Annotated in this window: 10 protein-coding genes; 7 read left to right on the plus strand and 3 right to left on the minus strand. The window is 63.5% G+C overall.

Annotation, left to right across the window (positions count from 1 at the left end):
• Positions 1-2: 2 nt before the first annotated feature.
• Positions 3-1,052, plus strand: coding sequence for a TraU family protein (locus THIDRDRAFT_RS15985; protein ID WP_007041923.1), 1,050 nt, complete (start codon positions 3-5; stop codon positions 1,050-1,052).
• 37 nt (positions 1,053-1,089) lie between these two features.
• A complete protein-coding gene (traN, locus tag THIDRDRAFT_RS15990) occupies positions 1,090-3,408 on the plus strand; it encodes a conjugal transfer protein TraN (protein WP_007041924.1) in 2,319 nt (772 codons plus the stop codon).
• Between the two features lie 458 nt (positions 3,409-3,866).
• Here the strand turns inward: traN and THIDRDRAFT_RS15995 are convergent, their stop codons facing one another.
• Positions 3,867-4,067, minus strand: a complete 201-nt coding sequence (locus THIDRDRAFT_RS15995) for a hypothetical protein (protein WP_007041925.1) — start codon at positions 4,065-4,067, stop codon at positions 3,867-3,869.
• 122 nt (positions 4,068-4,189) lie between these two features.
• Here THIDRDRAFT_RS15995 and THIDRDRAFT_RS23965 point away from each other — a divergent pair, with 122 nt between their 5' ends.
• Both THIDRDRAFT_RS23965 and THIDRDRAFT_RS16005 read left to right on the plus strand, forming a co-directional pair.
• Positions 4,190-4,594 (plus strand): hypothetical protein, encoded by a 405-nt coding sequence (locus THIDRDRAFT_RS23965; protein WP_007041926.1) that lies wholly within the window; start codon positions 4,190-4,192, stop codon positions 4,592-4,594.
• A 676-nt stretch (positions 4,595-5,270) separates the two neighbouring features.
• On the plus strand, positions 5,271-9,026 hold the full coding sequence (locus THIDRDRAFT_RS16005) for a hypothetical protein (RefSeq protein WP_007041927.1): 3,756 nt from the start codon (positions 5,271-5,273) through the stop codon (positions 9,024-9,026).
• A 544-nt stretch (positions 9,027-9,570) separates the two neighbouring features.
• On the opposite strand, the gene THIDRDRAFT_RS16010 is transcribed toward THIDRDRAFT_RS16005, so the two are convergent.
• Positions 9,571-10,182 carry an NAD(P)-dependent oxidoreductase gene (locus tag THIDRDRAFT_RS16010; protein ID WP_007041928.1) on the minus strand — a complete coding sequence of 204 codons (612 nt, stop codon included), beginning with the start codon at positions 10,180-10,182 and terminating at the stop codon, positions 9,571-9,573.
• A 55-nt stretch (positions 10,183-10,237) separates the two neighbouring features.
• On the minus strand, positions 10,238-10,813 hold the full coding sequence (locus THIDRDRAFT_RS16015) for a CIA30 family protein (RefSeq protein WP_007041929.1): 576 nt from the start codon (positions 10,811-10,813) through the stop codon (positions 10,238-10,240).
• A gap of 562 nt (positions 10,814-11,375) precedes the next feature.
• Here THIDRDRAFT_RS16015 and THIDRDRAFT_RS16020 point away from each other — a divergent pair.
• The 3 genes from THIDRDRAFT_RS16020 to bet all read left to right on the plus strand — a co-directional run bounded on the left by THIDRDRAFT_RS16020 (position 11,376) and on the right by bet (position 13,146).
• A complete protein-coding gene (locus THIDRDRAFT_RS16020; RefSeq protein ID WP_007041930.1) occupies positions 11,376-11,579 on the plus strand; it encodes a hypothetical protein in 204 nt (67 codons plus the stop codon).
• A 21-nt stretch (positions 11,580-11,600) separates the two neighbouring features.
• Entirely contained in the window at positions 11,601-12,113 is a 513-nt protein-coding gene (gene ssb / locus THIDRDRAFT_RS16025; RefSeq protein WP_007041931.1) for a single-stranded DNA-binding protein, read from the plus strand.
• Positions 12,114-12,210: 97 nt separating this feature from the next.
• Entirely contained in the window at positions 12,211-13,146 is a 936-nt protein-coding gene (gene bet, locus THIDRDRAFT_RS16030) for a phage recombination protein Bet (RefSeq protein ID WP_007041932.1), read from the plus strand.
• Positions 13,147-13,185 lie beyond the last annotated feature (39 nt).

Below are 13,185 nucleotides of genomic sequence, written 5' to 3' on the forward strand. Positions count from 1 at the left end.
GGATGCTGCGTTGCCGCTTCCTTCAGGCCGCCGTGCTGGTGGGTTTACTGCTCGCGGTGGCCCTGACCGTGCGCGCCCAGGACGAGACCACCACCGGCCTGGGTAACGCCGTCTGCCCGGATGCCGAGCTGCTCGGCCCCAAGCTCATCACCGACATTTGCTGGAGCTGTCTCTTTCCGCTCAAGATCGCCGGCGCCCCGATTGGCGGCGGATCGGTTCCCAGCAAGGCGAGCGACCAGGCGCTGTGCGCCTGCACCGACCCCGCCGGGCTTCCGAGTCCAGGTGTTGTGATCGGCATGTGGGAGCCGGCGCGCATCATCGAGCTGGTCCGTCTTCCCGGCTGCATGCCCTCGCTCGGCGGCGCGCGGCTCGATCTGGGCGCCTTTCGCACCCTTGGCACGCCAGGGCAGGCCGAGTACGACGGCTCGGACAAGGCCTTCTACAACTATCACTACTACGCCTTTCCGGTCCTGGTGATGCTCGATCTGTTCTTCCCGGATCGCTGCAACGTCGATCACCTGACCGACTTCGATGTGCTCTATCTTTCCGAGCTGGATCCGACCTGGAACAACGACGAGCTGGCCTTCTTCACTAATCCCGAGGCCGCCTTCGTGGCCAACCCCATTGCGCAGGCCGCCTGTCTGGTCGATGCCGCGTCGGCGACCACGGTGCAGAAGCCGCTCGATGAATTGTTCTGGTGCGCTGGCGCCTGGGGCGGGCTCTATCCCTTCACCGGGCGCATCCCGACGCTCAACGGCCGTCCCTCTGAGATGAGCCTGGCGAGTGCACGGGTGCTGGCGGCCCTGCACCGGCGCGGACTCGCCCGTCAGACCGTCGGGGATGCCGCCCTCTGCGAGGCGCCCTTTGCGCTGATGCTACCCAAGACCCAGTACCGACTGTCCCAGTTCTATCCGCTCCCCGAGGCCAACGCCAACCACGTCATCGGCGAAAGCGAACTGCGCTGGGGGATGTGGCGCAACGTCCCCGGGGTCGGCGAGGACCACCTTTATCTGATCTGGCGCTGGCATGATTGCTGTGCGACCTGGCTCTGACCCTTCGGTTCCGCTGAGGACTGGAGCCAGATGGCTCGTGTGGATCCTGGTTCTAGCGATCGTCTGGACCCCCTGGGCGCTGGTGTGGGGCGATGACCTGCGTCGGGCGCTCGACTTTGATCAGGCGGCGACCGATGGACAGGATTTGGGAACCGCACTCGGGAGCGATTCGACGCTCTTGAGCCCCTTCGATCAGCCCGGTGACTATCGGGTCTACTTCCCGTGTGCGGACGAGGGCGAAGTCTCCGACTGGAGCACGCTCTATGGGAACCCCGCGGCGCTTGAAGCCGCCGGGTTGCAGACGCAGCAAGATCTGGTCGACACGCCCTATGCCGAGTCTTCAGCGACTGGTCAGGCGTACCAGACCCTCCTGGAGCCAGTGGATCGCGCGCGTAGCGATCTGAGCAGCGATCCGCTGTGGGCGTTCACCGACGCGACCGTCAGCGCGCTCGATGATTTCACCACGACCTATGCCGACTGCACTTGGGGCAATACCTTTCTCAGCCGTCCGCGCAGGGTGCATGTCCCCAAATACGCGGCCTGCCTGATCCCAGACAAGGACCAGCCCAAGCTCAGTTGCGCGGCGACCCGCACCCTGGACGCGACGGTCTACTGGGACCCGGTGGAAGTCGGCACCGATCCCGAGACCGGCGAGCCCATCATTGAGCTGGTGCGCCGCGTCGAAAAGCGAGTGGATCTGTGGAGTTGGGAATCGGCCGCCTGCCTTGAAACGATCAGCGAGCGGTTGATGGACGGCTTCTGCCGTAGCACCACGACCTGCACCAGCAACCCGGATGCCAACTGTGTCCCGGTCACCGGCGGCGAACTCTGTGGCAGCGAGTTGGTCGCGCCACCCTATCTGGGCGAGACCGGCAACGAGCCCTGGGAGCAGTTCTCCGGCATCAGTGCCGCCTGTATGCAGGTCGGCGTCGCCCTCGACTGCACCAGCTTCAACGAAGGCCAGATGGACTGCTGGACCGATCCCGACGGCGTGACGCATTGTCCCGAGAATCCCGGCGATCTGGACAACTGTGCGGTCCTCGACGCCGATCCTCAGTGCCGGCCGGTGAGCCGTCAGTGTGCCGAGGAAGCGACCGGGAGGAGTGGCGTTTGCTACGTCGACCAACTGGTCTACGACTGCGGCACCGACCAGGAGATCGCCGGCATCGAGCGCACCTCCGAGCTGGACTGCGGCGGGGAGATCCGCTGTCTGGGCGATGACTGCGTGGCGATCGAGCCCGAATCCTCGGACGACTTCGACGAAGCCGTCGCGGCGCTCAACGCCGCGGAGATGGTCTCCTTGGATGCTGACTGCACGAGCGGGAGCTGTCAGGTCTTCAAGGGCGAGGCACTGGAGTGCAAGCGCGCGGTCGGCGGCATCGTCAACTGCTGCGAGCGCCCGAGCGGCATTTCGCTCGGGCTCTATCTGCAGCTGATGTTCTCGGTGGCTAAGCTCGACAGCGTCACGATGTCGCTCATGAAGGCCGGCGTCTCCAATCCCGCCTTCGGTGCCTGGGAGACCCTGCGCTCACCGCTGGTCGACACCTGGTCGGCGGTGAAGGACGCCTTCACCTCGGCGGTCAACAACATCACCGGCAATACCACGGCGGTGACGACTGAAGCGGCCAAGCAGGGGCTGATCGCCACCTTCAAACAGCAGCTCCTGCAGCAGACGGTGCAGTGGACCGCCTCGGTATTCGGCCCCCAGGCGGCCAACGCGCTCTTCGTCGATGCCGCGACCGGTGGCGCTGCCGTGGCCGCCGATGGCTCGGTGGCGTCGACCCTGGCACTCAATCCGGCGATTTCGGTCGTGCTCTACTGGGTGATGTGGGCCTATCTGATCTACACCATCGTCATGATCCTGATCCGGCTCATCTGGGAATGCACCGAGGATGAGTTCACCCTGGGCGTACAGCGCGAGCTGAGGTCCTGTCATCGGGTCGGGTCCTACTGCAAGAAGAACTTTTTCGGTGCCTGCATCGAGAGCCGCGACAGCTTTTGTTGCTTCAACTCACCGCTCTCGCGCATTCTCAACGAGCAGATCCGGGGACAAGCGGGAATCGGCGGCTACGGCAGCGCCAAGCATCCCAACTGCTCGGGAATTGCCGTCGAGAGTCTGACCCAGGTCGACTGGAGCCGGATCGATCTCTCCGAATGGCTGGTCATGCTGACGGAATCGGATCTGATCCTGACCACCACCGATCTCGACCTGGAGACGCTGACCGAAGGGCAGGGCAACCGCACCGCCGATCGGCTTGAGGATCTGAGCGAGGTCAAGACGGTCGGGGAGGTGAATCGGGAGGCTGAGGGGCAGGGGTGGGAGGAGACGCTGGAAACCTTGCCGACCGCGCCTTGAGACGCACCGAGGCATGATTGACGCGACGCCGTGAGCGGATAGCGCGTCGCGTCGTCCCATCAGAGCGGACATTCACCGCTAGTTCTGGCCTCGCTGCGCACGAGCGAGACCTTCATTCACAATCCCTTCTGACCTTTGGGCGCTGGGGCTTTCCCCTTGCGGAACGGCGCCGGACCTTTGGGGGCATTCACCGGGGGTCTGGGCATTGGTTGCTTGGGCATTCTTCAGTTCCTGAGTTGGATTGGGTCGACACCCGTCGCAAGGCGGGACGGCAACGGTTGGTCTGCTGCTGCGATCCTTCCCCGAGGAAAGATCGAGTGCCAGTCATTGTAGTCGGATCGATTTTCACGTGATAGCGACTCAACATGGCGCCTGTTCAATCGATCAGGGCTCGGGGCTGGCTTGTGTCTGCTTTACTTTGCGTCGTCCGGCGTCGACGCTCGCACGATGGCGTGCTCTCACAATCCATCGCGGGCCGGAATGAACACCCCATCGACGGTGGTTTGGAGATCCTGCGCCATGCTTCCGATCAGCGCCGCGTTGCGCTGTTGGAGCACTGCCTTCAGGTTGGCCTTTTCTTCCGCCAGGGCGGCCAGAATGTCGGCGCGCATGTCATCGCGCGAGACCGCTTCGTCGATCTCGATGGCGACCTTGTCCACGGCGAGCCAGGGGTCGTTAGGGTGGCGGTTGACCTGCCGCGGGATGAGGCGCCTCTTGCCCAGGCGTGCAGAAGCGTGATGTCAGTACCTGAGCGCGATCCACACACCATGGAGTCTTGCTGATGTCACACCTCGAATTCACGAGCGCGACGTTTCTTCCTTTCCTGCCGGAAGACTGCCAGGTCAATCCTGGCGCCTATGGGTTCGAGTTGGCGTGGTGGCTGGCACAGGTACTCGCGCGAAGCGGCGTCGTGACCAGCTATCCCGTGGGTGAGGACTGGGGCTGGCTCATCGAGTACCGCGAGGGTGATGCTGAATTCATGATTGGGTGCGGTAGCCAATCCGACCCCGGCGAAGGCTATCGCGGCCAGCCGGTGGCTTGGTCTGTCTTCGTCAGGCAGGTGCGCTCGCTCAAGCAGCGTCTCCAAGGGCGATCAGAGCCCGCGATTGCCTTGAGGCTGACCGCCGCGATTCTCACAGCGCTGCGCACGGAGGGAATCGAGGTCGTCGTGGACGAGTCTGCTTGATAACCTCAGTTCGGTGCGATGCAGGGGCAGCAAGCCATCCGGGCGCAGGTTTCCATCGCCATCGAAACGGAGTCCTGGAGTCAGGGACGACGCTAGGCGCAGAGTCTGTGCAGTGAGTTGCGCTCCAATCTTGCGGGGGAAGTGAGCGTACTCAGCTTCGGGTCGTCGCACCCAAGTTCGCCGGCGGCTTCACGCGGATAGCAGTCGGTCGACCCTTACAGCTCGGCGGTCGGTCTGCAGAGAGAGCGGTCCTTCGTCCAGCAGGCCGCAGCGGGCTAAGGAACATGGTTCTCAGGAACCGAATGCATGGCAACATCCCACTTTGCCGGCCTGAGGCAGCACCATCGACGAACTCTCAACTTTGTTGCCTGCGCGCGAAGAGGCTCGTCGAGCGGCAACGGCAAGTGGAGAGTAAGTGGAAATTGATCCTGGGCTGACAATCTCAGTGCGTCAGGCGACCTTCGCGTTGTTTCGCTGACTACCGTTGGCTGCTTTAACTCTGTGACATTGCAGCGCAGACGATTCCCAGCCGATCCATTTCTGTCGTCGATCTAGCCCGCATGCAGGCTGGGTTACTGGGCAACGGCAACAGGTCTACGCCGGTGCTGAAATACAATTGCGTATTCATCAAGAAGTGACGTAGACGCGGACCGCCGCGCGACCGGAGATAGCAGCCATGCAATGGATCGACGAAAAGGCTCTTGAGACGTGGGCGGGCCGCATGAATGCCCGCGACATGCTGATGGACATGTTGGCGGACCTGATCCGCATGACGATCGATGACGCGACCCGATTCCGTTTCCCTAGCGGCGAGGTCGGCCAGTTGCGGGGCTGGGACGGCGACCTGGAAACGGCTGAGGCCAAGAGCTTCGTTCCAGGCGGCAAGTCCAAGTGGGAGTTCGGCACGGGTCCTGGTGCAACAAAGGCGACAGCCGACTACAAGAAGCGGACCGAACAGACGCCCGAAGCCGAGATGGCTGAAAACACCCTGGTTCTGGTCAACCTCGGATGCTGGGATACGCCGAAAAAGAAGATTTCGGAATGGGAGACTGACCGCCTCAAAGAAGGCAAATGGAAGGATGTCAGATACCTTGATGGCGTCCAGCTCGTCCAATGGCTGAAAGACCATCCCGCGATCGCTGCCCGATACGCCCGCAATGTCCTTGGAACGGCTCCCCAAGAAGGCGCCTTGAGCACCGACGAGTACTGGGAAGAATTCAGCACGCAGTTCAAGCCGCCGCTCACCGAGAAGCTGGTCATCGCCGATCGGCAGCGCGAGGCCGACGAGCTGATCGCAAAGCTTTGCGGTCCGGCCGATTCATTCATGCTCGGTGCCGAGACCTCCGAGGAGGTCATCGCATTCGCGGTAGCGGCGATCCGGTGTGCAGCCCCTGCCGTTCGCGAGTCGCTGGAATCCAGAACGTTGATTATCCGGACTCAGGCTGCTGCCCGGTTCTTCCAGTTGCGCACCGGACTGGTCTTTATCGCAATGGGTGAGGGCGAATCACTGGTTGGCGCGCTTGGAAGAAAATGTCCCACGCTGTCGGCCGCGACCGGTGCGCTGGCAAAGCGCGGCGCCATGCTGAAGCGCCCTACGGCCTCAGGCATGGTGGATGGCTTCATCGAGATGGGGCTTGATCACGGCCAAGGCTATGAGCTTGCGCATCGGTGCGGGCGCAGCCTGACTATCCTGAAGAGACTGATCCACAACACGCCCCCTGCTGCCCCGGTCTGGCTGCAGCAAGCTTCTATGTTGAAGTCCGCCTTCCTCGCTGGGGGGTGGTCGAGCGATCTCGAGACTGACTGCGCCGTCTTAAAGGAGCTGGGGAACTATCCAGACTACGCGACGTTGGAAGCCGTGCTAATGCCAACGCTCGCCTTGCCTGATCGCCCGGTGGACAGGGAGGCTGACGTCTGGCAAGTGCGTGCGCCGGTCGATGCGTTCTTCTTCTACGGCAATCAGCTGACCGACGCCGACCTCACGCGCCTGCGTGAGGCCATCGTCAAAGTATTCGGCAAACAACCGGAGCAGCCGTCGCGAGATCAAAAATTCAATCTGGCCAAGGCCGCGCCTGCAGACTACAGCAGATGGCTGCGCGATGGACTTGCATTGACGCTCCTCATCGTCGCGTCAATGCATGATGTCGCAGGCCTGCACGTCAGAGGCAAGACCCCTCAGCAGTATGTTGATGACGTTATCAACGCGTTGCCGGACTGGAGCAAATCGCACCATTCAATATTACGCCTCGGCGATCAGGCCGCGCTGCTCGCGGAGGCCGCCCCCAACCCTTTTTTGAAGGCCCTCGAGTCTATGCTCGAGGGCACCCCTGAGCAGGTTGCACAGATATTCGTAACGGAACGCGACCGCTTCTTCGGCCCGTTGAGTCCTCATGTGCATTTCCTCTGGGCGCTTGAGACGATTGCCTGGGACCCGCGATATCTCAACCGCGCCGCAGTGGTGCTCGCCAAGCTCGGCCAGCTGGATCCGGAGCCGGATTCGAACCATGTCAACCGGCCGATAAATAGTTTGCGTGACATCCTGCTGGGCTGGTCGCCCAACACCTATGCATTACAGCCCCAGCGTATCGCATGCCTCGATGCGATCCTGAGGGCGTGTCCAGACGTCGGCTGGCAGCTGCTCAAGAAGCTCCTTCCGCGTAGTCACGACTTCAGCTCGCACACCCAGCATCCGAAGCTGCGGGACTTCGCGCCAGAGAAGCCCGAAGAGATCACCTTCGGCTTGGTGTGGGATTTTGAAGCCATCGTCGTCGATCGAGCGCTTGTAGCGGCCGGTGATGACGAGACACGCCTTGGTGTCTTCGTCGAAGCGTTGGGGCAACTTCAAACACCGAATCGGGCGAAGGTGCTCGCCCGCGTCGACAGCTACCTCGCCGCTCACCAAACGACCGAAGGCTGCACGATCTGGCACACCCTCAAGGATGAGTCGGCTCGCAATGAGTACTTTGGCGACTCAGGCTGGGCACTGACCAACGACGATCTGGCCGCAGTGAAAGAGGTGGTCGAACGTCATCGTCCTGCCGATCCCCTTGTGTCTGACCGCCATGCGTTTGATGACTGGACGCCGCACATTGGCAAGTACAAGGAAGGCCCCGAAGACTTGGATGACCCAACTGACCTGCGCAAGGAGGTGCTTCAACGCGTGCTTGACCGCGACGGGGTGCCGGGCGTCCTGAGGCTTGCGGGGATGGTCAAGTTGCCAGAGCTGCTTGGTCAGGTGCTGAGCTACCTCTCCATCACGTTCGACCAAGTGTTTGAGCTGATGCAAGGCGCACTCGTCCCTGCCGCGCCACCGAGTCTTTCGTATTACGTATCGGCCGCTGGGGTCGAAAAGTTCGGTGACCAATGGAAGGACGCATTCAAGGACCGCGTGCTGGCACAGGTCGCGGACGATGCCGCTAAAGCCAAACTCTTGCTCGCTTGGCCAGCCACCCCGTCCACCTGGTCCTATGTCGAAGGCCTTGGCAGCGAGGTACGCGATCAGTACTGGCGCCACGCGGGCTTGCTGCCACTCCAAGCTCCGCTCGACGAACTGCTTCACGCGATTGACCAGTTCCGAACCGTTGGGCGGGACATCGACGTCCTGAGCTTGTTGTACAAGCGTTGCAAAGACTTGCCGTCGAGCCTGCTGATAGACCTACTCACCACAGGGGCCGGGCAGGTTGGCAACGGCATCAAACACTCGGGCAACATGCTGTCGTACGTCATCGCGCAGGCGCTGAAGGAAGTTCGTACACGCAGCGATGTCAGCAAATTGAAGATCGCGAAGTTGGAGTACGCCTACCTGCCACTGCTGCGCCATGAGAGTGAGCCTCTGACCGTCTTCAGCCTTTTGGCTTCCGATCCAGAGATGTTCGTCGACGTGCTGTCGCACGTGTTCAGAGGCAAGAACACGCCGCCCGATCAGGTCATCACTGCCGAGATGAAGGCGCGGGCAACGATTTCATTCGATTTACTGTCGGCGTTCAAGACAGTGCCTGGTCTGCGCGACGGGAAAATCGATGCTCAGGTGCTGTCCGAATGGGTTAGCAAGGCTCGAACTCTAGCGGTCGCAAAGGACCTAGAGGACATGGGTGACCAGCGCATTGGCTACGTTCTCGCTCATGCTCCGCAGGACGCCGGCGAGCCGTTCTGGCCACCATCAGCGGTGTGCAAGGTGATCGACGGGGTCGCCGCCGAGCATGTCGAACGCGGGTTTGCCATCGAATGCATCAACAAGCGCGGTGTATACGGCAAGGGAATCAATGAGGGTGGTGGGCAAGAGCGCGATCTCGCTGCTCGCTACAGAGGCTGGGCAGACGCGACGTTGACGTACCCGCGGACGTCGGCGATGTTGATGCTCATCTCGGACAACTGGACCCGCCGTGCAGAGCACGAAGACGTCAGGGCAGAACAGGGCAAGATGAAGATGTAGCCCGCTCGACATCCACTGCTGGCCTGAATTGCCCTCGTCGGCTACCTGTTTATCGACGGTGAGCAGGTGCACCATACTCGTTTGAGGTGCGCGAGTACTGGTTCGGCGAGCCGATTGAGCTGAACTAACAAGCCCTCCAGGGAGGGTCTCAGGAGGGCTTCTCATGACGGCTGCCTGACCGCAAGGTCGCTACGCCTCTGTCCCAGTATACTATCTCGACGATAGCTCCCCGCTTCCAGGGTCGTCCGGTCACAGCCTCGCGAACGATGGGCGACCGCTATTGGCCGAGTCCTTCCGGATTGCCGCCAAAGTTGGGCGACAGTTCCTGGGACTCATCGGGCTCACAGAGGACGTCGAGCGATTGTCCCCAGGTTCAGTGAGCGTCTCTGTGGATAACCTGTGTCATTCAGCCGTAACGAGCCGACAGGATTGGGAAAGCCGCGTGCCGGTCGCTTCTTGACCAGCGTTCAACCCAGTTGGTCGTACAGAGGGGATCAGCCGACGTTGGATCACAGGCGGTCCCAGCTGCCAGGCGCCGCGACGCTCAGGTGACCGCCGGTGTCTGATGCAGAAAGGTGTCGTCCGTCAGTTGGCGGAGCACGAAGTCCGCCACGTCCGCGCGCGCAATGCGACCGGACTTGATGGCCGGATCGACACCGAAGCGATAGGCCGCGGTGCGGGGACCATCGGTCAGTCCGCCCGGCCGCACGATGACCCAATCGAGCCCGCTCGCCTTGACCAACTGCTCCTGCTCCGCCTTGGCCTCAAGGATCCGCTTGAGCATGAGGTCCATCATCAGCCGAAACGGCCAGGCGATCTGCGCGCGACTGTCACCGACGCCGAGTGAGCTCACGACCACCAGTCGGCGCACGCCGGCCTCCTGCATCGCGGTCAGGATGCGCGCGGTGCCGGGGGCCTCGATGGGCTCTTGTCGGCCGTGCGAGCCGAGCACGCAGATGACCGCCTCCGCGCCTTGGACGCACTGGGCGACGGCTTTTGGATCGAGCACATCCCCGCCGATCGTCGTCAGTCCGTCCCGGTGATCGAGCGTGCTGGAATCGCGCGCGAGGGCCGTGATGCTGTGACCCTGCTCCAGTGCCTGGGCCAGGACCTGCCGGCCGGTGCCGCCGGTCGCGCCAAAGAGAGCGATCTGCATGGCGTTGTCTCCTGATCGTTGTCTGTCCAAGCAGCGATCTGACAGTGAGGGCGGCTCAGCCGGACGGCGAGGGGGCTGAGCCTGCGTCCAGGTCCCGATACCAGCCCACTTCCGCGACGCAGAGCTGGGCACGAAAGGCCCGTCCGATGGCGACCAGGCCGAGCTGCGTCAACTGATCTGCAGCGAGCGACGCGCTCAGGCGATTGGGGGTGAAGTGCTCGAAGGGAACCCGGATCTCGTGCCAGTCCGGCCCAGCGACAAAGGTCGCGCGATAGGCTTGCCAGGGCAGGGTGCAGTCCCGGCTCTTGAGATGCAGGTTGTAGCGCTCACCGTTGCCGCGGACGATCAGCCGCAGCCCGGCGAAGTCCACAGCGTCCAGCGGCTGGCCCTGGCTGGTCAGATCAAGATTGGCCTGCAGGAAGCCGCCGTTGTGTTCCAGTTTCACCTCGCCCTCGACACAGAGTGCCCGGCGTCCGTTCGCCGCTGTGAACGACATCCGCGCCGAGGAGACCCCGCCCATGACGGTGTCCGTCACCAACCGCCAGTGGGTTCCGAGCCGCGATCGCCCGTCGGGATCACGGAAATCGTCGATCAGTCCGTCCGCAGACGCGACGGTTGCCTTGAGGGTCATAGGGAGTCCTGATGTCTGGAGGGGATTGAAAGGTTGGGGCGCCGAGGTTAAACGCGAAGCCTTGCGACTGGAGGGTGCGGCCATCGCCTGCCGTCGCCGGGCTGTCGATGCGCATCGCCCGCTGGGGTTGCGCGACCTCCATTCGCATGCTAGAAAATAAGCAGTTGCTCGCGGCTTTCATCGCGCGAGTGACCGGCCTGCGGAGGCCCAACTCCGCGCACCACCCGCGCCATCCCTTGGCGCCCCTTACGCGCCGATTGACGGCGTCTGATCCCGGCCAGGCTGTCGGGACGTCCTGAGCCCGCGTGCGTCCGCACTGCTGATCCTGACCCTGACCCTGAGCCTGTATGCCGGACCCCTGTCGCCTCGGCGTCGCCATGCGTGATCGGCGTCGTCGAGACGACAGATGTTCGCGCGATCTCATGACCTGGGATCCGTCATCGCCTGCGCGGGCGATTCACAAGACCGCGCGCACCATCAGTCAGCGCACGCTGGCCTTCCACCCTCTGGGGAGACACCTCCCCTCAGGGGCGGGCGTCTCTCCTCCATTCGGAGACGACGCATGCACACCACCGCAGCATCCATCCGTGCCCTGCGCACGGTGGCCCTGTTCACCACCGGCGTGGCGACCTACAGCCACACCTCAGCCTTCGCCCAGCTTCCCGGCTGGCCACGACTCCTGCGCGCCGCACAGCGACTCGCCGAGTCACGCGCCATTCCCAACGAAAGGACTCTCGATAGGCGACCCGAGCCCCTGCGGTCCTGACCTGCAACCGGAGACGACATCATGTCACGCGGCATCAATAAAGTGATCCTCATCGGCAACCTGGGCGTGGACCCCGAGGTCCGAGCGCTCCCGAGCGGCGACGCCGTCGCCAACCTCTCGCTGGCGACCAGCGAGACCTGGACCGACAAGACCAGTGGCGAGAGCCGCGAGCGCACCGAGTGGCACCGGGTGGTGCTCTTTGGGCGCCTCGCCGACATCGCCGCCCAGTATCTGCACTCGGGCTCCAAGGTCTACATCGAAGGCAAGCTGCGCACGCGCCAATACCAGGCGCAGGACGGCAGTGAGCGGTCCGTGACCGACGTGGTGGTCGACGTCACCGGCACCCTGCAGATGCTCGACAGTCGACCCTCTGATGCGACCGAGCGGCCGAGCGCGAGCGAAAACCCGTCCCGGTCCACACCGACGACAGGACGCCCCGCATCGCGGTCTACACCAGCAAGCGGACGCGGGCGCTCGGCGGCACGACCAGCGCGAGCCGCCACACCCGACTTCGACGATCCCATCCCGTTCTGAGGGAGACCACATCCGGCCACGCCTTGCGGTCGGCCATTCACCCCACCGGGGCATCCGTGCCCCCTGGGGAGCGGTGCCCCTTTGATCCGGAGGCACCATGAGCAAGTCCAACTCAACGCTGACCACACTCCCCGCCTGTCGGCTGGCCATCCCGCCCCAGGCCCTCACCGAGCTCGGTCTGGATGCCGCCACCTGGCAGGTCCTGGTCGACTCCATCTTCCCCGCAGCCAACACGGTCGAGGGTGTTCTTCTCGCCGTCAGATACTGCCAGGCCCGTGGACTGGACGTCATGAAGCGCCCAGTCCATATCGTGCCCATGTGGAACCGCAGCCTCGGGCGCGAGGTCGAGACCGTCTGGCCCGGCATCGCTGAGGTCCAGACCACCGCCGCGCGCACCGGCCAATGGGCCGGGATGGATCCCGCGCGCTTCGGCCCCGAGGTCACCCGCAGTTTCAGCGGCAGCATCAAGGTCAACGGCGCCTGGCAGGATCAGGCCGTCACCGTGACCTTTCCTGCCTGGTGCGAGGTGACCGTTTACCGTCTGATCGGCGGAGCACGCTGCCCCTTCACCGAAACGGTGTTCTGGGAAGAGACCTACGCCCGCATGGGCGGGGGTGAGCTGCCGACGTCCATGTGGGTCAAGCGCCCGCGTGGCCAGCTCCTGAAATGCGCCAAGGCGGCGAGTCTGCGCGCGGCCTTTCCCGAGGAGGCGGGCTATACCGCTGAGGAGATGGCCGGCAAGCCGATCGATGGGGATCTGGTCAGCATGACCGTCGCGACGTCGTCCGCAGAGGCCACCGCAACGCCAACCACTGAGTCAGTTCCGGAGTCCACCGAGCCGGTGGTCCCGGACGTCGATGAGGCCATCCTCACCCAGATCGAGGGTCTGGTGATCCGCGCGGCCAAGAGCCGGGCCTGGGCTTCGGCCCAGGACTACTTCAAGGGTCGCTATCAGGGCGAAGTCCTCGACTATGCCCTGGCCGAGCTGGCCCGCGCCGAGCGCGAGAGTTTCGCGCCGGCCGAGGCCGCCTGAGCCTTCATCCGACCGGTCCGTCCGGTCGCACTTCCCCCC

The sequence above is a fragment of the Thiorhodococcus drewsii AZ1 genome, from assembly GCF_000224065.1.
Classification (GTDB): Bacteria; Pseudomonadota; Gammaproteobacteria; order Chromatiales; family Chromatiaceae; genus Imhoffiella; species Imhoffiella drewsii.

Excerpts from the sequence above, each read along its gene's own strand:
- THIDRDRAFT_RS16010 (WP_007041928.1), bottom strand. The coding sequence starts at position 10,182 with ATGCAGATCGCTCTCTTTGGCGCGACCGGCGGCACCGGCCGGCAGGTC.
- THIDRDRAFT_RS16015 (WP_007041929.1), bottom strand. The coding sequence starts at position 10,813 with ATGACCCTCAAGGCAACCGTCGCGTCTGCGGACGGACTGATCGACGAT.
- THIDRDRAFT_RS16020 (WP_007041930.1), top strand. The coding sequence starts at position 11,376 with ATGCACACCACCGCAGCATCCATCCGTGCCCTGCGCACGGTGGCCCTG.
- THIDRDRAFT_RS16005 (WP_007041927.1), top strand. The coding sequence starts at position 5,271 with ATGCAATGGATCGACGAAAAGGCTCTTGAGACGTGGGCGGGCCGCATG.
- bet (WP_007041932.1), top strand. The coding sequence starts at position 12,211 with ATGAGCAAGTCCAACTCAACGCTGACCACACTCCCCGCCTGTCGGCTG.
- ssb (WP_007041931.1), top strand. The coding sequence starts at position 11,601 with ATGTCACGCGGCATCAATAAAGTGATCCTCATCGGCAACCTGGGCGTG.
- THIDRDRAFT_RS15985 (WP_007041923.1), top strand. The coding sequence starts at position 3 with ATGCTGCGTTGCCGCTTCCTTCAGGCCGCCGTGCTGGTGGGTTTACTG.
- THIDRDRAFT_RS23965 (WP_007041926.1), top strand. The coding sequence starts at position 4,190 with ATGTCACACCTCGAATTCACGAGCGCGACGTTTCTTCCTTTCCTGCCG.